Below are 16,170 nucleotides of genomic sequence, written 5' to 3'. Positions count from 1 at the left end.
ACACTAGTGCTCCCGGACCGTGGCGGGCCACAGGGAGACGGCGAACTCCTCGTGCCGAAAGGTGTGCGGATGGCCTACGGTGCCGCATGTGCGCATCGGCCTGCTCACCCGCGAGTACCCACCTGACGTCTACGGCGGAGCGGGGGTCCATGTCGAACACCTCGTTCCCGCGTTGCGAGCGCTCGTCGACGTGGACGTGCACTGCTTCGGAGATCCCCGCGACGGCGCGTTCGCCCACCGGGCGTCGGGGGCGCTGGCGGACGCCAACCCCGCGCTGCAGACGCTCGGCGTGGACCTGTCGATGGTGGCGGGCCTCGACGGCCCGGGCGCCATCGACATCGCGCACTCCCACACCTGGTACGCCAACATGGCCGGGCACCTGGCGAAGATCCTCTACGGCGTGCCGCACGTCGCCACGGCCCACTCGCTGGAGCCCCGGCGCCCGTGGAAGGCCGAGCAGCTCGGCGGCGGGTACCGGCTCTCGTCGTGGGTGGAGCGCACCTCCTACGAGAACGCGGACGCCGTCATCGCCGTGAGCGCGGGCATGCGCACCGACGTGCTCGACTGCTATCCGGCCCTCGATCCGGCCCGCGTGCACGTCGTCCACAACGGCATCGACACGGCCTTCTACCACCCGGACCCGAAGCGCGACGCCGTCCGCGCCGCCGGCGTGGACCCGGACCGTCCCAGCGTCGTGTTCGTCGGCCGGACCACCCGCCAGAAGGGGCTCGGCCACCTGATCGCCGCGGCCCACCACATCGACCGCGACGCCCAGATCGTGCTCTGCGCCGGCGCCCCCGACACCCCGGAGATCGCCGCGGAGACGGAGCAGGCGGTCACGGAGCTCACCGCCGCCCGGCCGGGCGTCATCTGGGTACGGGGGATGCTCCCCACGGCCGACATCCGGCAGCTGCTCTCGGCGGCCACCGTCTTCGTCTGCCCCTCGGTGTACGAGCCGCTGGGCATCGTCAACCTCGAGGCCATGGCGTGCGGCACCGCCGTGGTCGCCTCCGACGTCGGCGGGATCCCGGAGGTCGTCGCCGACGGCGAGACGGGCCTGCTGGTGCACTTCGACGAGCACGGCGTGGACGAGTTCCGCACCGGCATCGCCGACGCCGTCAACACCCTGCTCGCCGACGTGGGCCGGGCCGAGGCCATGGGCGTGGCGGGCCGGATCCGGGCGGAACGCGACTTCGCCTGGGAGACCGCGGCCGCCCGCACGGTGGAGATCTACGAGTCCCTGCTCTGACCCCCGCGAGTCGGCGGTTTCCCGCGCGCGAGTCGGCTACTGCGCCGCCTTGGCCCGGGCGCGGTGCGCCGCCACGGCAGAGCGGTTCGCGCACGCGGGTGAGCAGTAGCGGCGGGCCGCGTTGCGGGAGGTGTCGGCGAACACGCGCGCGCAGCCGTCGGCGGCGCAGTTGCCGTGCCGGTCGATGCCGTAGTCCGACACCAGCATCGCCAGCGCGAACGCCGTCGTGGAGCGCACCCGGTCGACGACGTCGGCCTCGGGCGGTGAGTAGTGCAGGTGCCACGCCTGCCCGTCGTGCCCGGACAGGTGCGGCTCGACCCGGACGTCGGCCAGCAGCGCGTTGACGGCGACGGCGGTGGCGTCGAGGTCGGGTGCGTCGAAGACGGTGCGCAGCCGGCGCGCCCAGGCCCGCAGCGACGGCTCGACCGACGCCGGCGCCCGTCGACCGAGGTAGCCGTGGGCGGTGATCACGGCGCGCATCCGGTCCGGGGGCGGATCGTCGACGGGGGTGACGATCGCGTTCACCAGCTCGACGGCCGCACCCAGCGCGTCGCTGCGGTAACCGATGAAGTCCACTCGGCTATTACTACCAGGCCCCAGGGGAGTAAGATACAAACGTCAGTTGCCTATTACCAGAGAAGGAGGCCCGGCCATGCGGTGCGCGCACTGCGGAAGGCCCGACGAGACGAGGGTGCTGTCCACCCACCACGTGTCGGAGGGATGGGTGCGCTACCGGCGCTGCGCCTGCGGGCGGGTGTCGGTCGAGCTGGTCACGCTGGACGAGGGCCTGACGCCGCACCGGGAGACGGTGCGGGCCGCCGCCTGAACGACGAACGGCGCCGCTGCTCTCGCGGGGAGAGCGGCGACGCCGTTCGTGGGTTCGGGTCGGTGGTTCAGCCGGAGGCGGCCTTGAGCGCGTCGCCGAGGTCGCTGGCCTCCTCGGCCGACATCTCCACGACCAGGCGGCCGCCACCCTCGAGAGGGACGCGCATCACGATGCCCCGACCCTCCTTGGTCACCTCCAGGGGACCGTCGCCGGTCCGGGGCTTCATCGCCGCCATTCTCCTGCTCCCTCCATCTTGTGGTGCGGGTCGCCGCTGCGCGGGGAGAGCGCACGGCGGGGATGCTGAGAACATCTTTCCTCATCCATCGGACAGGAGTGAAACCGGAGCGATCAACGGGCTCCGAGTTCACCCTGTGTGTCCACTACGCTGCAGCCCGCCAGCAGTCCCGGACGTGGTCGTCGACGAGTCCGGCCGCCTGCATCAACGCGTAGCAGGTGGTGGGCCCGACGAACCGGAACCCGCGGCGCTTGAGCTCCCTGGCCATCGCGGTGGACTCCGCGCTGGTGGCGGGCACCTCGCCGAGGTCGGCCGGCCGGTGGTGGGTGGCCGCGTCGGGCGCGAACGACCACAGCAGCTCGTCGAGCGGGGTGTCCAGATCGAGCACCACCCGCGCGTTGTGGACGGTGGCCTCGATCTTGGACCGGTTGCGGACGATGCCGGAGTCGCCGAGCAGCCGCTGCACGTCGGCGTCGGCGAACGCGGCGACGGTGGCCGGGTCGAAGCCCGCGAAGGCCGCACGGAACGCGGGCCGCTTGCGCAGGATCACGATCCACGACAGTCCGGACTGGAACGCCTCCAGGCTCATCCGCTCGAACATCGCGGTGACGCCGCGCAGGGGCCGCCCCCACTCGTCGTCGTGGTAGGCGGTGTACTCGGGCTGGGAACCGGCCCAGCCGCAGCGCGTGAGCTCACCCACCGGCGCGGTACCGCTCCTCGCACAGCCGGGCCATCTTGTGCAGCGACTGCTCGACGCCGAGCCGGAACGTGGGCCGGACGACCGGCCAGCCCACGCGCCCGAGAACACCCAGTGGGAGGTCGAGCAGTTCGGTCCACAGGAACCGGGCCCGCGCCGGGCCCAGCTCGACCACCTCGAACACGCCGTCCCCCTTCACCACCTTGCCGGTGTGGCGCACCGTGCAGCGCCGGGGGGGCTCCCATTCGACGATCTCCATGGTGTCGGTGAACCCGACGGGGCCGACACCGCTGAAGGCGCTCAGGGTGGCGCCGAGCTCGCGGCCGTCACCGGGGCTGGTGACCGAGACCCGGGTACCGAGCATCCACTCACCCTGCCCCACCCAGTCGGTGATCATCTGCCAGACCGCCGCGGCCGGCGCGTTGACGTCGACGGGAACGGTCAGCTCGACGCGGTTGCTCATGTCTCCCTCTCGGTGGTGACGGACTCCAGCTCGGCGAGGCGGGCCAGCAGCCCGTCCCGCTCCGCCCCCGCCCGGTCGAGCTCGTCGGCCAGCCGGTCGAGCACCCAGTCCACCTCGGCCATGCGGTAGCCGCGCACGGCCTGCGGGAAGCGCAGCTCGCGCACGTCCTCGCCCTCGACGACGCCGGCGGGCAACCGGGTGGGGGTGGCGCCGGGCGCCAGCGGTGCGAGCTCCTCGCCGCGTCCGAAGACGACGGCGGACAGCCCGAACAGGACAGCAGCCACCGCCCCGACGACGATCAGGTAGATCAGCGCGGTCCCCACCCGGGTCATCCCACCACAGACGGTGTCACTCCCGCCGTACGACCTCCCGCATCGGGGGACGCTCGGCGACCACGACGGGCGTCGAGTCCGGCAGCCACTCCCCGCCCACCTGGACGAACTGCGTGAGCGCACCGCCGGCGTCGGCCACGCCACAGCGCGACAGGGCCGCGGCGAGGATCTGGCGCGCCATCACCCCGAGCTGCAGCAGCGAGCGGTTGCGGTGCTTGCGGACGCCGAGGTTCACCTGGGCGATCGCGTCGAGCCCGCGCGTGGCGTAGGTGTCGAGCATCAGCCCGATCTCCACGCCGTAACCGGCCGCGAACGGCAGCGACTCCAGCAGCTCCCGGGTGCCCGCGTACTCGCCGCCCAGCGGCTGGACGACTCCGGCGAGTTCGGGCCGCAGCGCCGCGATCAGGGGCCGGACGAGCAGCTCGGTGACCCGCCCGCCCCCGCCGTTGTCGAATTTCCCGGTGACCTCGCTCGTCTCCAGGCGCAGGGGCCGCCGGTAGAAGCCCTTGACCAGGTGCACGCCCTCCTCGACCAGTAGCGGGCCGATCAGGGCCGGCACGAAGCCGGGTTCGAAGTCGACGAGGTCGGAGTCGATGTAGCAGATGACGTCACCGGTGGTGGCGGCCAGCGCGCGCCACAGCACCTCGCCCTTGCCGGGGCAGGGCTCCAGGTCCGGGACGACGTCGGTGCGGCGCACCACGCGCGCACCCGCCGCGGTGGCGACCTCGATGGTGCGGTCGGTGGAGCCGGAGTCGACGACGACCAGCTCGTCGACCAGCGGGTCCGGGCCGAGCGTGAAGGGCAGGATGGCGGCGACGATCGGGCCGACCGTGGCCTCCTCGTCCAGCGCGGGGAGCACGACGGACACGCGGCGCCCGGCCTTCGCGGCGACGAGCTCGTCGGCGGTCCAGGCGGGCTCCTGCCAGGTGCGGCGCGCGAACCAGGTCTCGGTGACGGGGTCCATGGGGCTCTCCTCGTGTGCGGGAAGGGAGTTCGGCCCCGTTGCCGAAGGGATCTACGCCAGAGCTCGTACCGTGCGCGCCGGTGGGCGGGTACCCACGATCGACGCGACCATGTCGACTGTACGTCGGGTGGCCGTCACCTGGTGGGCACGGAACACGCGCGCCCCGGCCGCGGCGGCCAGCGCGGTGGCGGCCAGGGTGCCCTCCAGGCGCTCGGTGACGTCGGCGACGCCGAGCGTCTCGCCCACGAAGTCCTTGTTGGACAAGGCCATCAGCACCGGCCAGCCGGTGGCGACGAGCTCGTCGCAGTGCCGCAGCAGCGTCAGGCCGTGGAAGGTGTTCTTGCCGAAGTCGTGGGTGGGGTCGATGAGGATTCCCTCCTTCGGGACGCCCATCGCCTCCAGCTTCTCGGCCTGGCCCACCACGTCGGCGAGCACGTCGGCCACGATGTCGGCGTAGCGCACGCGGTGCGGGCGCCGCCGCGGCACCGCTCCCCCGGTGTGCGAGCAGACGATGCCGGTGCCGGTCTCCGCGGCCACCTCGCCGAGCGTCGGGTCGGCGCCCGCCCAGGTGTCGTTGAGCAGGTCGGCGCCCTCGGCCACGGCGATCCGGCCGACCTCACCGCGCCAGGTGTCCACGCTGATCACGACGTCCGGGTGCCGCTCGCGGACGGCGGCGACGAACGGGATCACGCGCCGGATCTCCTCGGCGGCGTCCACGTCGGATCCGGGCCCGGCCTTGACCCCACCGATGTCGATGATGTCCGCACCCTCGCCCACGAACCGGTCGACCGCGGCCATCGCGGCGTCGTCGGAGAACGTGGCGCCCTTGTCGTAGAACGAGTCCGGGGTGCGGTTGACGATCGCCATCACCAGCGCGCGGTCCTGGGCCGGCTCCCGGGTGCCGAAGCGGATCATGCGCACGCGTCCAGGGCCCCGGTCACGTCGGTGGTGATCACCAAGCGGGACAACGCCTCCGGCCGCACGAAGCCCTGCTCGGCGATGCCGCGCACCCACTCGAGCAGGCCGGTGTAGTGGCCGTCGGGATCGAGGACGACCACGGGCTTGGCGTGCATGTCCAGGTACCCCGACGTCCACACCTCGAACAGCTCCTCCAGCGTGCCGACCCCGCCGGGCAGCGCCAGGAACGCGTCCGCGCGGTCGTCCATGAGCGCCTTGCGCTCGCGCATGGTGTCGACGACGAGCAGCTCGTCGGAGTCGTGGTCGGCCCACTCGAGGTCGACGAGCGAGCGCGGGATGACGCCTGTCGTACGCGCTCCGCCCGCGCGGGCGGCCATGGCGACGGCGCCCATCATCGACCGCTTCCCGCCGCCGGAGACGAGCTCCCAGCCCCGCTCGGCCAGCGCGGTACCGACGGCGGCGGCCAGCTCGGTGTGCTTGGGGTCGATGCCCTCGACCGAGGCGCAGTACACACAGACGGCCCTCATGGCCCGATCCTGACAGGCAGATCGTGCGCCACTAGTGCGCTTCCTCCCACGCCCGGTAGGCCTCGTGCACCACCTGCACGGCCTCGTCGACGTCGTCGGTGAGGTGCAGCAGCTTCACGTCCTTCTCGCCGACCTTGCCGCTGTCGAGCACGGTCTTGGAGATCCAGTCGAAGAGCCCGCCCCAGTACTCGGTGCCCAGCAGCACCACCGGGAACTTCGTGACCTTCTTCGTCTGCACCAGCGTCAGCGCCTCGAACAGCTCGTCGAGCGTGCCGAAGCCGCCGGGCAGGCACACGAACGCCTGCGAGTACTTCACGAACATCGTCTTGCGGGCGAAGAAGTAGCGGAAGTTGATGCCGAGGTCGACCCAGTTGTTCAGACCCTGTTCGAACGGCAGCTCGATGCCCAGCCCGACGCTCAGCCCGCCGGCCTCGGAGCACCCCTTGTTGGCGGCCTCCATGGCGCCCGGCCCACCGCCGGTGATGACGGCGAAACCCTCCTCGGCCAGCGCCGTGCCCAACGCGCGGCCCTGGGCGTACTCGGGGTGGTCACGCGAGGTGCGGGCGGAGCCGAACACCGTGACCGCGCGGGGCAGGCCGGCCAGCATGCCGAAGCCCTCGACGAACTCGGCCTGGATGCGCATGACGCGCCACGGGTCGGTGTGGACCCAGTCGCTGGGGCCGCGGGAGTCGAGCAGGCGCTGGTCGGTGGTGGAGGACTCGTTGCGGTGCTCGCGACGCAGCACCACGGGGCCGCGCTGCTTCTCGTCGGGGCGCTGATCCCCGCTGGTGCTCATGACCATCAGGGTAGTGACGCCGTGACGGAGCGCTCGCCGGCCCGCGATCAGCCCAGGAAGCGGCGCAGCACCGCCGTCGCCTCGGTGATCTGCCTCGTGTCCACGTGCTCCTCGCGGGTGTGGGCGAGGTTGGGGTCACCGGGACCGTAGTTCACGGCCGGGATGCCGAGGGCGGCGAAGCGGGAGACGTCGGTCCAGCCGTACTTGGCCGACGGCGTGGCGCCCGTCGCCGCGATGAACTCCCGGGCCGCGGGCGCCGTCAGGCCGGGCAGTGCCCCCGGCGACAGGTCGGTGAGCACCACCGCGAAGCCGTCGAACACCTCGCGGACGTGCTTCTCCGCCGCCGCCGCGTCGCGGTCGGGGGCGAAACGGAAGTTGACCGTGACCACACACTCGTCGGGCACGACGTTGCCCGCCACTCCCCCGGCGATCTTCACGGCCTGCAGGCCCTCGCGGTAGACGCAGCCGTCGATGTCGACGTCGCGGGCGGTGTAGGCGTTGAGCCGGTCGAGCACGGCACCGGCGCCGTGGACGGCGTTGCGCCCCAACCAGGACCGTGCCGAGTGGGCCCGGCGGCCGTGGGTGGTGATCTCCACGCGCAGCGTGCCCTGGCAGCCCGCCTCGACGCCGGAGTTGGTGGGCTCCCCCAGGAGTGCGAGGTCGGCGGCGAGCCAGTCGCGGTGCTCGCGCTCGAGGCGGCCCAGCCCGTTGCGCACGGCCTCGACCTCCTCCAGCTCGTACAGGACCAGCGTCACGTCGTGGCGGGGCTCGGCGATCGTCGCGGCCAGGTGCAGGAAGACCGCGTCACCCGACTTCATGTCCGACGTGCCGCAGCCGTAGAGCAGGTCGCCGTCGCGGCGGCTGGGCACGTTGTCGGCGATCGGGACGGTGTCCAGGTGCCCCGCGAGCACCACCCGGCTCGGCCTCCCCAGGTTCGTGCGCGCCAGCACGGCGTCGCCCGACCGCAGCACCTCCAGATGCGGCGCCTGCGCCCGCAGCGCGGCCTCCACGGCGTCGGCCAGGGCGACCTCGTCACCGGACACGCTGGGCACGTCGACGAGGGCGGCGCAGAGGTCGACGGGATCGGCGGTGAGGTCGAGGCGGTTCACGACCCCGACGCTACCGACTCCCGGAGCCGACCTTTGCTCTGCACACACAGAGGCATCGGGGATCGTGCGGGCCCGGGCTCTGCACACGGATACGCACCAGCGGATCACTGTGGCCGGCACATGACGTGCACGTGGAGACCGACACCCGCGCATGAGCTGGGTGCCGGATCGTGTGCAGAGCCAGACCCGGACGCGTATCCGTGCGCCGAGCAAAGGAGCCGGGACGAAGCCCGGGTCAGCCGGCCCGCCGAGTTGTCCACAGGCCGGGAAGGGGGTCTTCTCGGCCGCGGGGTGGGCGGCGCACCATGGTTGTCGTGGAGATCCGGTCCGATGACGTCGACGTCGTGGGGCCCGTGCGCGCCGCTCGCGGGCGAGCCGACCTGCGCGACGGTGCCGAGCGGCGCTATCCCTCCCATCTCGACACCGTTCTGTGGGAGGTTCGGGTCGCCCAGCAGAGGCCCTTGCCGCCGCCCCCGGTCGAGCGACGCTGGGACCGCGGCTACTAGCGTCACGACTGTGAACAGCAGCGCCTCCGGCACCGGCCTCGCCACCCTCGACGCCGACGGGACCGTTCTCGACACCTGGTTCCCGGCCCCCGCCCTCGGTCCCGACGCCCCGGACCTCGCCGCCGACCTGGAGCCGCTCGCCGGCACCGACGCCGACCGCGGCGTCACCACCGTCGTCGTGCGCACCGTGATCGACTCCCTCGCCGACCCGCCCGTCGACGCCCACGACACCTACCTGCGGCTGCACCTGCTGTCGCACCGCCTCGTCGCCCCGCACGGGCTGAACCTCGACGGACTGTTCGGGCTGCTCGCCAACGTCGTCTGGACCGACCGCGGCCCGTGCGCCGTGGCCGGCTTCGAGCTCACGCGCGCCCGCATGCGCGCCCGCCGCCCGGTGATCGTCTACGGCGTCGACAAGTTCCCCCGGATGGTCGACTACGTGCTCCCGTCCGGCGTCCGCATCGCCGACGCCGACCGCGTGCGGCTCGGCGCGCACCTCGCCGAGGGCACCACGGTCATGCACGAGGGCTTCGTCAACTACAACGCCGGCACGCTGGGCAACTCGATGGTCGAGGGCCGCATCTCGGCCGGTGTGGTCGTGGGCGTCGGCTCGGACGTCGGCGGCGGCGCGTCGATCATGGGGACGCTGTCGGGCGGTGGCAAGGAGGTCATCTCCATCGGTGAGCGCTGCCTGCTCGGCGCGAACGCCGGCGTCGGGATCTCGCTGGGCGACGACTGCGTCGTCGAGGCCGGCCTCTACGTCACGGCGGGCACGAAGGTGACGCTGCCCGACGGCAGCACCGCGGCCGCGCGCACCCTCTCGGGACAGAACGGGTTGCTGTTCCGCCGCAACTCCGTCACCGGCACGGTGGAGGTCCTGCCCCGCACGGGCGAGGGCATCGCCTTGAACGACGCCCTGCACGCCAACTAGATAGGCTCTGCCGTCGTGCCCTCCGCCGCTCCCCGCCGTCGCCGCAAGGTCCTGATCGAGCTCCCGGACCCGTTGACGGCCGCGTCGTCCGACCCGCCCGTGCACCACGTCCGCGCCGCGCTCGACCTGCGCCTGCGCGCGCTGATGGCCCACGATCCGGGCACCCGCACCGGGGCCGACATCGAGGACCTGCACCAGATGCGGGTGTCCGTACGTCGGATGCGGGCCGCGCTCAAGGCCGCGCGCCCGCTGCTCGACGCCACCTGGGCCGACGGGCTGCGGATCGAGCTCGGCTGGCTCGGCGGGGCCCTGGGCCCGGTCCGCGATCTCGACGTGATGCTGCTGCGGCTGCGCGGCGAGATCGCCGCCCTGCCCGATGTCGAGCAGTCCGCGGGCGAGATGCTCATCGGGGCGCTGCAGGAGGAGCACGCGGCGGCCCGCGCGGAGATGCTCACCGCCCTCGACGCGCCCCGCTACAGCGCACTGCTGGAACGGCTCGCCGACGCGATCCGGCTGCCGCTGCCCACCCCGTCGGCCACACAGGCGCAGCCCGAGCTGTCCGACCTCGTCCGCGCCGAGGCGCGCAAGCTGCGCAAGGCCGTGACCAAGGCGGGTGAGGACCCGCCCGACGAGGTCCTGCACGCGCTGCGCATCCACGGCAAGCGCGTCCGCTACACCGGCGAGCTGGTGGAGCCCGGGCTGCGGCGCACCCCGATCGGGAAGTCGATCAAGGGCCTCCTGGGCGCCACCGCCGAGCTGCAGGAGGTGCTGGGCGACCACCAGGACGCCTGCGTCGCCGAGCAGCGCATCCGCGAGCTCCTCGACGGTCTCGGCGAGCTGCCGGACGCGTACGTGGTGTTCGTCGCGGGCCGGCTGGTGGAGCGGGAGCGGCAGCGGGCCGAGCAGAAGCGCGACGAGTGGCGCGCGGCCTGGGAGCAGGTCGACGCCCGCATCGGCGACCTCTAGATGCGGGGGCGGTCGCCGATGCGCAGGATCGCCCAGCCCTGCAGGAGCCCCGCCGCCAGCAGGAGCGCGATCGCGGCCGTGTAGCCCGCCGTGGCGTCGATGAGCACACCCATCAGCAACGGCCCGAGACCCGCCGCCGTGTAGCCGACGCCCAGGGCGAGCCCGCTCGTGGCCGCGGCGGCGGCCGGGTCGGGTGAGCGCCAGGCGATCACCGCCAGGCCCATGGGGAAGCCGGCCCCGACCCCGATGCCCATCAGCACCACCCAGATCCACGGCCCCACCAGCAGCGGCATCGGCAGCAGGAGGGCGCCCAGGGTGCCGGTGAGGCCGCAGGTCAGCGTCAGCCCGGCCCAGAACCGCCAGCGCCGGTTCCGCTCGGCCAGCGCCGGCACGAACAGGGCGGCCGGGATCTGCGCGACGCTCCAGACGGCGAGCAGCAGCCCGGCCCGTCCGGCCGTCCAGCCCTGCCCCTCGTAGTACGGCGAGAGCCAGGTGAGCCAGCCGTAGAACATCAGCGACGTTCCGGCCTGGTAGCAGGCGATCAGCCGGGCGAACGGGTCGCGCCACGGCAGCGCTCCGTACTCGGCGTTCGGGCCGTCGGCGGGCATCCGGCTCGCCACGGGCACCCACAGGGCCACCGCGAGCACCGCCGGCACCGCCCACGCGGCGAGCGAGAACGACCAGCCGCCCAGCGCCGTCGCGAGCGGCACCGCCACCGCACTGGAGACGGTGGCCCCGACCATCATCGAGACGACGTAGCCGCCGGTGGCGGCGCCCGCGCGTTCGGCCAGGTGCTCCTTGACGACCCCCGTGATCAGCACGCCCGCGAGCCCGATGCCCAGCCCGACGAGCACGCTGCCGCCCACGAGCGCGGCCAGCGCGGCCACCCCGCGCAGCAGGCTCCCCGCCGCGACCAGCCCGACGGCGATCCCGAGCGCCCGTTCGCGGCCGATCCGGGCCCCGACCGCGCTGCCGGTGAACGAGCCTACGGCCATCATCAGCACCGCTCCGGCCTGCACGAACCCGGCGAGGCCCGCGGAGATGCCCAGGTCGGCGCGGACGGTCTCCAGCAGGGGCGGGTACCCGGCGAGCGCGGTCCGCAGGTTGGCCGCGAGCGCGAGGACCCCCACCAGCACGACGGCGGGCCGGACGGTGGTGCGGCGGGTCACCGTCGCAGCAAGCGGGTGGCGGCCCTCGTGATGCGCTCGTCGGACGCGGTGAGGCCGACCCGCACGTACTGCTCGCCCGCCGGGCCGTAGAAGTCCCCGGGGGCGACCAGGATCCCGCGCTCGGCCAGCCACCGGACGGTCGCCCGGCCGGGCTCCCCCGCCGTGGCCCACAGGTACAGGCCCGACTCGGAGTGCTCGATGCGCAGACCCGCGTTCTCCAGCGCGGCCCGCAGGAGGATGCGGCGGCGGTCGTAGACGGCGGCCTGTTCCTCGACGTGCGCGTCGTCGGACGCGCCGGCCTCCATGGCGGCCTGCACCGGCCGGGGCACGATCATGCCGGCGTGCTTGCGCACCTCGAGCAGGCCCGCGACCAGCGCCGGGTCACCCGTGACGAACCCGGCGCGGTAGCCGGCGAGGTTCGACGACTTCGACATCGAGTGGACGGCCAGCAGCCCCTCGTGCGACCCGCCGCAGACGTCCGGGTGCAGGATCGAGACGGCGTCGCGCGAGAGCGACAGATAGCACTCGTCGGACGCGACGACGGCCCCGCGCTCGCGGGCCCGTCCGACCACCTGGCGCAGGTGCTCCCGGGTCAGGACGCGGCCGGTGGGGTTGGACGGCGAGTTCACCCAGACGAGGGCGACCCGGCCGGGGCCGACGGCCGTCGGGGAGTCCGACCGCACGAACTCGGCGTGGGCGAGCCGGGCGCCGACCTCGTAGGTCGGGTAGGCCAGCTCGGGGATGACCACCGCGTCGCCCGGCCCGACACCGAGCAGCGTGGGCAGCCAGGCGACGAACTCCTTGGACCCGATCGTCGGCAGCACCGCCACCGGGTCGACGGTGACCCCGAACCGGCGCAGCAACGATCCCGCGATGGCCTCACGCAGGGACGCGGGCCCGTGCGTCGTGGGGTAGCCGGGCTGGTCGGCCGCGGGGCCGGCCAGCGCGTCCCGCACGACGGCGGGCACGGGGTCCACGGGAGTGCCGACGGAGAGGTCGACGATTCCGTCGGGGTGGCTCTGTGCCAGGGCCTTGTCCTCGGCGAGCGAGTCCCAGGGGAAGTCGGGGAGCTCGACCTTCACAGCGTTGTCGGTTCGGGCCTGCAAGCAGCCCTCACTCGTCGTGGGCCTGCGGGGGCAGGCTCTTCGCGGGCTCCACGTCCATGTCGGTCTTCCCGACCTTGGACGCGCCGCCCGGGGAGCCCAGTTCGTCGAAGAAGTCGACGTTGGCCTTGGTGTAGGCCGCCCACTGCTCGGGCACGTCGTCCTCGTAGTAGATGGCCTCGACGGGGCAGACCGGCTCGCAGGCACCGCAGTCGACGCACTCGTCGGGGTGGATGTAGAGCATCCGGCCGCCCTCGTAGATGCAGTCCACCGGGCACTCTTCGATACACGCCTTGTCGAGCAGGTCGACGCAGGGCTCGGCGATCACGTACGTCACGGGTGAGCCATCCTCACGGGAAAGAACTGGGACGTTGGACAGTATGTCCCGGATACCGGTGGGTAGGTGACCCGGGGCGGTGTGACCCGCGTCGGAGGGGAGGTCAGGAGTGGAACTCGACGCTCTGGTGGGGCATCGCGTCGCGCTGCGTCACCGGATCGGCGACCGGGACGGCCGGCCGCTCTACAGCGACGCGGTCGGTGAGCTCACCACCGACGGCGACGACGTGCTGGTGGCGGCCCGCCGCGGGCAGGTGCGGGTGGCGCGGGCCGCGGTGGTCGCCGTGCGCGCGGTGCCGCCCGCCCCGCCGAGGAGGGCGTCGCTCACGGCGATCGCGCGGCTGGAGAACCTCTGCGCCGACGCCTGGCCCGCCCAGGTGGACGAGCCGCTGGGCGACTGGCGGCTGCGCGCGGCCGGCGGCTACACCGGACGCGCGAACTCGGCGCTCGCGGTGGGGAGCCCCGGGATGCCGACCGCCGCGGCCCTGGACGCCGTCCGCACGTACGCCGCCCGCAACGGGATCGGCCCGCGGGTCCAGGTCCCGGCGGGCACCCCGTGGGACACGGCGGTGGCCGGCGGGGGCTGGACCCTCGACGTGGCCCACGAGGCCGGCGCCGAGTCGACGGTGCAGGTGGTGGAGCTCGACGCCCTCCGACGAACGGCACTCTCGTCGGAACCCCTGCGGCGAACGTGCCGTTCGTCGGATCGGCCGGACGCCGCGTGGTGGGGCGTCGTCGCCGGCGGGGAGCCGTCCCCGGCCCGGCGGGGCGTGCTCGATCCGGCCTCCGACCTCCCCCTCGCGTTCCTCCAGGTGCCCGGCTCGGGGGCACTGCGGGCCGCCCTCGTCGAGGACCACGTGCACCTGTCGGCCCTCGCGGTGGACCCGGCCGCCCGCCGCCGGGGGCTCGCCTCGGCGCTGCTCGCCGCCGCCGCGGAGTGGGGGCTGGAGCGGGGGGCCCGCTTCGGCGTGCTGCAGGTTGCCCTGCACAACACCGGGGCGCGGACGCTCTACGCCGGGCTCGGGTTCGTGGAGCACCACCGCTACCGCTACCTGGTGCCGCCCTCCTGAAGGCGCTTCTCGGCCGCGCGCGCGGCCTTCTTGAGGCCCGACCACTCCCCCAGGTACTTCCCGACCACCCCGACGACGGGCAGCATGCCGAGGCCCTCGTGCAGGACGTTGCCGTGCGGACGATGATCCAGCTCGCCCTCCACGGCGAGCAGCGCCCGGCCCAGGCGCCACACGACGCCTCCGACGCGGGCCGGCGTGCCCGGCTTCTCGGCGTCGCCCGTGAGCTCGGCCGCCTGCTTCTCCGCGACGGCGTCCGCCACCGCGTCCGGGGCCCGGACCGTCAGCTCCCGCTGGAACAGCACCGACCCCAGCAGCCCGACCAGCGCGTCCTCCTCGTGGACGCCGTGCTCGCCCGCGATCGCGACGAGCACGAGCCCCTGCCCGGCCGCCCCGAGCGTCGACGACACGGGCAGGCGGCTGGCCAGCGCACCCCCGATGCCGGGGACGGCGGCCAGCAGGGTGGTGAAGCGACCGACCCGGCGCACCCACCAGCGCGACCGCTCGGCCACGTCCATCGCCGCCCACGCCGAGGTGCCCGGCACCTCGACGCTCGCCAGCAGGTCGAGGATCTTCCCGCCGAGGTTCCGGTCCTCCTCGCCGGACGCCACGCGACCGCGCAGGCCGAACGGATCGGTCTCGCGCAGCCCGTCGAGCACCGGGCGGGTGGCGCGGACGAACGGCCTCAGCACGGCGACGAGCGCGCCGTCGGAGATCGCCTCAGACATGGGTGGCTCCGGTGGTGAGCACCCGGCGCAGCGCGAACAACCCGGCGCCCAGGCCCCCGAAGACCAGTACGAACGACGTCCAGAACGTGCCCGGCTGGGTCGGCAGCAGAACGTCACCGCCGGGGCCGGCGAACCCCAGCACGACCACGGCGAGGAACCATGCGATCAGCGGGGTGGCCGCGGGACCCGGCCGCGGGTCGATCTCGCCCGCCCGCAGCACCAGCCACGGCAGGATGAGGATCGAGAGCAGCGCACCGATCGGCACGGGTACCGGCCCGATGAACAGCGGCGTGAACGCCAGCCCGAACGCGCCGAGCAGCAGACCGTCGAACGTCAGGAGCCCGACGATCGCGAGGTTGTCGCTCCTCGCCGTGTCGTCCTCGCTCATGGCTCCTCCTCCGGGAACAGCCCGCCGGGCTCTCCGTCGGCCGCGATGAACTCCTCGACGTCGAGCATCGGCTGGGCGACGAGGTTGCTCATCGCCAACGCGACGGTGCCGATTCCAGGCTCCCCGTCCTCCCACAGCGCGATCTGCGTGGCGTGCGCGCGCATCGCGGCCAGGCGCCGTTCCCGCCGCGCGGAGACGTCGAGCCGGGTGGTGACGAGCTTGTCGGGCACGCTGGGCAGCTCGTCGGGCTCCGGCATCCGGAACGGCGAGCCGTCGAGCCCCGCGAGTCGGGCGAGGCCCGCGTCGAGGGTCTCGCGGCCGATCACGGTGAAGAACAGCCGCGCGGGCACCTGCGCGACGGCGGCGACCGTGATCGCGTGCACCCGCAGGTGGTCCGGGTGGCCGTACCCGCCGTCGGCGTCGTAGGTGATCACCGTCTGCGGCCGCACCTCCCGCAGGATCTCCACCAGCGCCGCCACCTCGGCGTCGAACGCCTCGGGCCGGGCGAACGCCCGCGGGTGCAGCACGGCGGGCGTGGTGGCGCGCACGGCGCCGTCGTGGGCCATCCCGGAGTCGCGCCAGCGACCGACGCCGCCGAGGTAGCGGTGCTCCACCGGACCGAGAGCGTCGAGGGCCGCGGCGAGCTCGCCGATGCGGTAGCCGCCGAGCTGGTCGGACTCCCCCGGCTCGAGCAGCGCCAGCTCCGGCGGGATGACCTCGCCCTCCTCGCCCAGCGAGCACGTCACGACGGTGACCGACGTGTCGGGCTGCGCGGCGAAGTGGGCGATGGTGCCGCCGGTGGTCAGCGTCTCGTCATCGGGATGGGCGTGCACGAGCAGCAGCCGGCGGGACGTCACCGG

General features: G+C 73.6%; 22 protein-coding genes. 6 read left to right on the top strand and 16 right to left on the bottom strand.

Annotation, left to right across the window (positions count from 1 at the left end; translation table 11 throughout):
- Nucleotides 1–88 precede the first annotated feature (88 nt).
- Nucleotides 89–1,249 carry a glycogen synthase gene (glgA, locus tag BGP03_RS21540; protein WP_298799271.1) on the top strand — a complete coding sequence of 387 codons (1,161 nt, stop codon included), beginning with the start codon at nucleotides 89–91 and terminating at the stop codon, nucleotides 1,247–1,249.
- A gap of 36 nt (nucleotides 1,250–1,285) precedes the next feature.
- Here glgA and BGP03_RS21535 read toward each other — a convergent pair whose 3' ends face one another.
- Nucleotides 1,286–1,825: a CGNR zinc finger domain-containing protein gene (locus tag BGP03_RS21535; protein ID WP_296371362.1), complete on the bottom strand. Its 540-nt coding sequence runs from the start codon at nucleotides 1,823–1,825 to the stop codon at nucleotides 1,286–1,288.
- Between the two features lie 115 nt (nucleotides 1,826–1,940).
- Between BGP03_RS21535 and BGP03_RS21530 the strand changes: the two genes are divergently transcribed.
- Nucleotides 1,941–2,075: a hypothetical protein gene (locus tag BGP03_RS21530; protein ID WP_296371364.1), complete on the top strand. Its 135-nt coding sequence runs from the start codon at nucleotides 1,941–1,943 to the stop codon at nucleotides 2,073–2,075.
- A 67-nt stretch (nucleotides 2,076–2,142) separates the two neighbouring features.
- Here the strand turns inward: BGP03_RS21530 and BGP03_RS21525 are convergent, their stop codons facing one another.
- The 9 genes from BGP03_RS21525 to dapE all read right to left on the bottom strand — a co-directional run bounded on the left by BGP03_RS21525 (nucleotide 2,143) and on the right by dapE (nucleotide 8,116).
- A complete protein-coding gene (locus BGP03_RS21525; protein ID WP_084211001.1) occupies nucleotides 2,143–2,310 on the bottom strand; it encodes a DUF3117 domain-containing protein in 168 nt (55 codons plus the stop codon).
- A 145-nt stretch (nucleotides 2,311–2,455) separates the two neighbouring features.
- Nucleotides 2,456–3,010: a DNA-3-methyladenine glycosylase I gene (locus BGP03_RS21520; RefSeq protein ID WP_296371372.1), complete on the bottom strand. Its 555-nt coding sequence runs from the start codon at nucleotides 3,008–3,010 to the stop codon at nucleotides 2,456–2,458.
- Nucleotides 3,003–3,470, bottom strand: a complete 468-nt coding sequence (locus BGP03_RS21515) for an SRPBCC family protein (protein ID WP_298799273.1) — start codon at nucleotides 3,468–3,470, stop codon at nucleotides 3,003–3,005. Before BGP03_RS21515 ends, BGP03_RS21520 begins: the two co-directional genes overlap by 8 nt.
- Nucleotides 3,467–3,793: a DivIVA domain-containing protein gene (locus BGP03_RS21510; protein WP_296371568.1), complete on the bottom strand. Its 327-nt coding sequence runs from the start codon at nucleotides 3,791–3,793 to the stop codon at nucleotides 3,467–3,469. Before BGP03_RS21510 ends, BGP03_RS21515 begins: the two co-directional genes overlap by 4 nt.
- A gap of 25 nt (nucleotides 3,794–3,818) precedes the next feature.
- Entirely contained in the window at nucleotides 3,819–4,766 is a 948-nt protein-coding gene (locus tag BGP03_RS21505) for a glucosyl-3-phosphoglycerate synthase (protein WP_298799274.1), read from the bottom strand.
- 51 nt (nucleotides 4,767–4,817) lie between these two features.
- A complete protein-coding gene (folP, locus tag BGP03_RS21500) occupies nucleotides 4,818–5,681 on the bottom strand; it encodes a dihydropteroate synthase (protein ID WP_298799301.1) in 864 nt (287 codons plus the stop codon).
- The gene (locus BGP03_RS21495; protein WP_296371379.1) at nucleotides 5,678–6,211 is read right to left on the bottom strand and encodes a TIGR00730 family Rossman fold protein; all 534 of its coding nucleotides are present in this window, start codon (nucleotides 6,209–6,211) and stop codon (nucleotides 5,678–5,680) included. Before BGP03_RS21495 ends, folP begins: the two co-directional genes overlap by 4 nt.
- A gap of 31 nt (nucleotides 6,212–6,242) precedes the next feature.
- Nucleotides 6,243–7,007 carry a TIGR00730 family Rossman fold protein gene (locus BGP03_RS21490; RefSeq protein WP_296371382.1) on the bottom strand — a complete coding sequence of 255 codons (765 nt, stop codon included), beginning with the start codon at nucleotides 7,005–7,007 and terminating at the stop codon, nucleotides 6,243–6,245.
- 47 nt (nucleotides 7,008–7,054) lie between these two features.
- On the bottom strand, nucleotides 7,055–8,116 hold the full coding sequence (dapE, locus tag BGP03_RS21485) for a succinyl-diaminopimelate desuccinylase (protein ID WP_298799275.1): 1,062 nt from the start codon (nucleotides 8,114–8,116) through the stop codon (nucleotides 7,055–7,057).
- A 314-nt stretch (nucleotides 8,117–8,430) separates the two neighbouring features.
- Here dapE and BGP03_RS21480 point away from each other — a divergent pair, with 314 nt between their 5' ends.
- From BGP03_RS21480 to BGP03_RS21470, 3 genes are read left to right on the top strand one after another with little or no spacing between them, the layout of a single operon-like run.
- Nucleotides 8,431–8,622, top strand: a complete 192-nt coding sequence (locus tag BGP03_RS21480) for a hypothetical protein (RefSeq protein ID WP_296371386.1) — start codon at nucleotides 8,431–8,433, stop codon at nucleotides 8,620–8,622.
- Between the two features lie 10 nt (nucleotides 8,623–8,632).
- On the top strand, nucleotides 8,633–9,553 hold the full coding sequence (dapD, locus tag BGP03_RS21475) for a 2,3,4,5-tetrahydropyridine-2,6-dicarboxylate N-succinyltransferase (protein ID WP_296371388.1): 921 nt from the start codon (nucleotides 8,633–8,635) through the stop codon (nucleotides 9,551–9,553).
- Nucleotides 9,554–9,568: 15 nt separating this feature from the next.
- Nucleotides 9,569–10,519, top strand: a complete 951-nt coding sequence (locus BGP03_RS21470; RefSeq protein ID WP_298799276.1) for a CHAD domain-containing protein — start codon at nucleotides 9,569–9,571, stop codon at nucleotides 10,517–10,519.
- Here the strand turns inward: BGP03_RS21470 and BGP03_RS21465 are convergent.
- The 3 genes from BGP03_RS21465 to fdxA are packed head-to-tail and all read right to left on the bottom strand — an operon-like array spanning nucleotide 10,516 to nucleotide 13,128.
- Entirely contained in the window at nucleotides 10,516–11,688 is a 1,173-nt protein-coding gene (locus BGP03_RS21465) for an MFS transporter (RefSeq protein ID WP_296371390.1), read from the bottom strand. The two genes, BGP03_RS21470 and BGP03_RS21465, sit on opposite strands and share 4 nt — an antisense overlap.
- A complete protein-coding gene (dapC, locus tag BGP03_RS21460) occupies nucleotides 11,685–12,770 on the bottom strand; it encodes a succinyldiaminopimelate transaminase (RefSeq protein WP_296371392.1) in 1,086 nt (361 codons plus the stop codon). The genes BGP03_RS21465 and dapC overlap by 4 nt, the downstream gene beginning before the upstream one ends.
- 31 nt (nucleotides 12,771–12,801) lie before the next feature.
- Nucleotides 12,802–13,128, bottom strand: a complete 327-nt coding sequence (gene fdxA, locus BGP03_RS21455; RefSeq protein WP_296371393.1) for a ferredoxin — start codon at nucleotides 13,126–13,128, stop codon at nucleotides 12,802–12,804.
- 109 nt (nucleotides 13,129–13,237) lie between these two features.
- Here fdxA and BGP03_RS21450 point away from each other — a divergent pair, with 109 nt between their 5' ends.
- Nucleotides 13,238–14,197: a GNAT family N-acetyltransferase gene (locus BGP03_RS21450; protein WP_296371395.1), complete on the top strand. Its 960-nt coding sequence runs from the start codon at nucleotides 13,238–13,240 to the stop codon at nucleotides 14,195–14,197.
- Here the strand turns inward: BGP03_RS21450 and BGP03_RS21445 are convergent.
- Genes BGP03_RS21445 through mshB form a run of 3 tightly spaced genes read right to left on the bottom strand, consistent with a single transcriptional unit; the run spans nucleotide 14,176 to nucleotide 16,167 of the window.
- A complete protein-coding gene (locus BGP03_RS21445; protein WP_296371398.1) occupies nucleotides 14,176–14,922 on the bottom strand; it encodes a hypothetical protein in 747 nt (248 codons plus the stop codon). The genes BGP03_RS21450 and BGP03_RS21445 overlap by 22 nt on opposite strands.
- Nucleotides 14,915–15,310: a hypothetical protein gene (locus BGP03_RS21440; RefSeq protein ID WP_298799278.1), complete on the bottom strand. Its 396-nt coding sequence runs from the start codon at nucleotides 15,308–15,310 to the stop codon at nucleotides 14,915–14,917. Before BGP03_RS21440 ends, BGP03_RS21445 begins: the two co-directional genes overlap by 8 nt.
- Nucleotides 15,307–16,167: an N-acetyl-1-D-myo-inositol-2-amino-2-deoxy-alpha-D-glucopyranoside deacetylase gene (gene mshB / locus BGP03_RS21435; RefSeq protein WP_298799279.1), complete on the bottom strand. Its 861-nt coding sequence runs from the start codon at nucleotides 16,165–16,167 to the stop codon at nucleotides 15,307–15,309. The genes BGP03_RS21440 and mshB overlap by 4 nt, the downstream gene beginning before the upstream one ends.
- Between the last annotated feature and the right edge of the window lie 3 nt (nucleotides 16,168–16,170).

The sequence above is a fragment of the Pseudonocardia sp. 73-21 genome, assembly GCF_001899645.1.
Classification (GTDB): Bacteria; Actinomycetota; Actinomycetes; order Mycobacteriales; family Pseudonocardiaceae; genus Pseudonocardia.
Note: the sequence above shows the minus strand (reverse complement) of the source record. Positions and strands in the feature narration are given on the sequence as shown.

Coding starts and splice junctions, on each gene's coding strand:
- BGP03_RS21525 (WP_084211001.1), bottom strand. CDS start 2,310: ATGGCGGCGATGAAGCCCCGGACCGGCGACGGTCCCCTGGAGGTGACC.
- BGP03_RS21515 (WP_298799273.1), bottom strand. CDS start 3,470: ATGAGCAACCGCGTCGAGCTGACCGTTCCCGTCGACGTCAACGCGCCG.
- BGP03_RS21505 (WP_298799274.1), bottom strand. CDS start 4,766: ATGGACCCCGTCACCGAGACCTGGTTCGCGCGCCGCACCTGGCAGGAG.
- folP (WP_298799301.1), bottom strand. CDS start 5,681: ATGATCCGCTTCGGCACCCGGGAGCCGGCCCAGGACCGCGCGCTGGTG.
- BGP03_RS21495 (WP_296371379.1), bottom strand. CDS start 6,211: ATGAGGGCCGTCTGTGTGTACTGCGCCTCGGTCGAGGGCATCGACCCC.
- BGP03_RS21490 (WP_296371382.1), bottom strand. CDS start 7,007: ATGAGCACCAGCGGGGATCAGCGCCCCGACGAGAAGCAGCGCGGCCCC.
- BGP03_RS21445 (WP_296371398.1), bottom strand. CDS start 14,922: ATGTCTGAGGCGATCTCCGACGGCGCGCTCGTCGCCGTGCTGAGGCCG.
- BGP03_RS21440 (WP_298799278.1), bottom strand. CDS start 15,310: ATGAGCGAGGACGACACGGCGAGGAGCGACAACCTCGCGATCGTCGGG.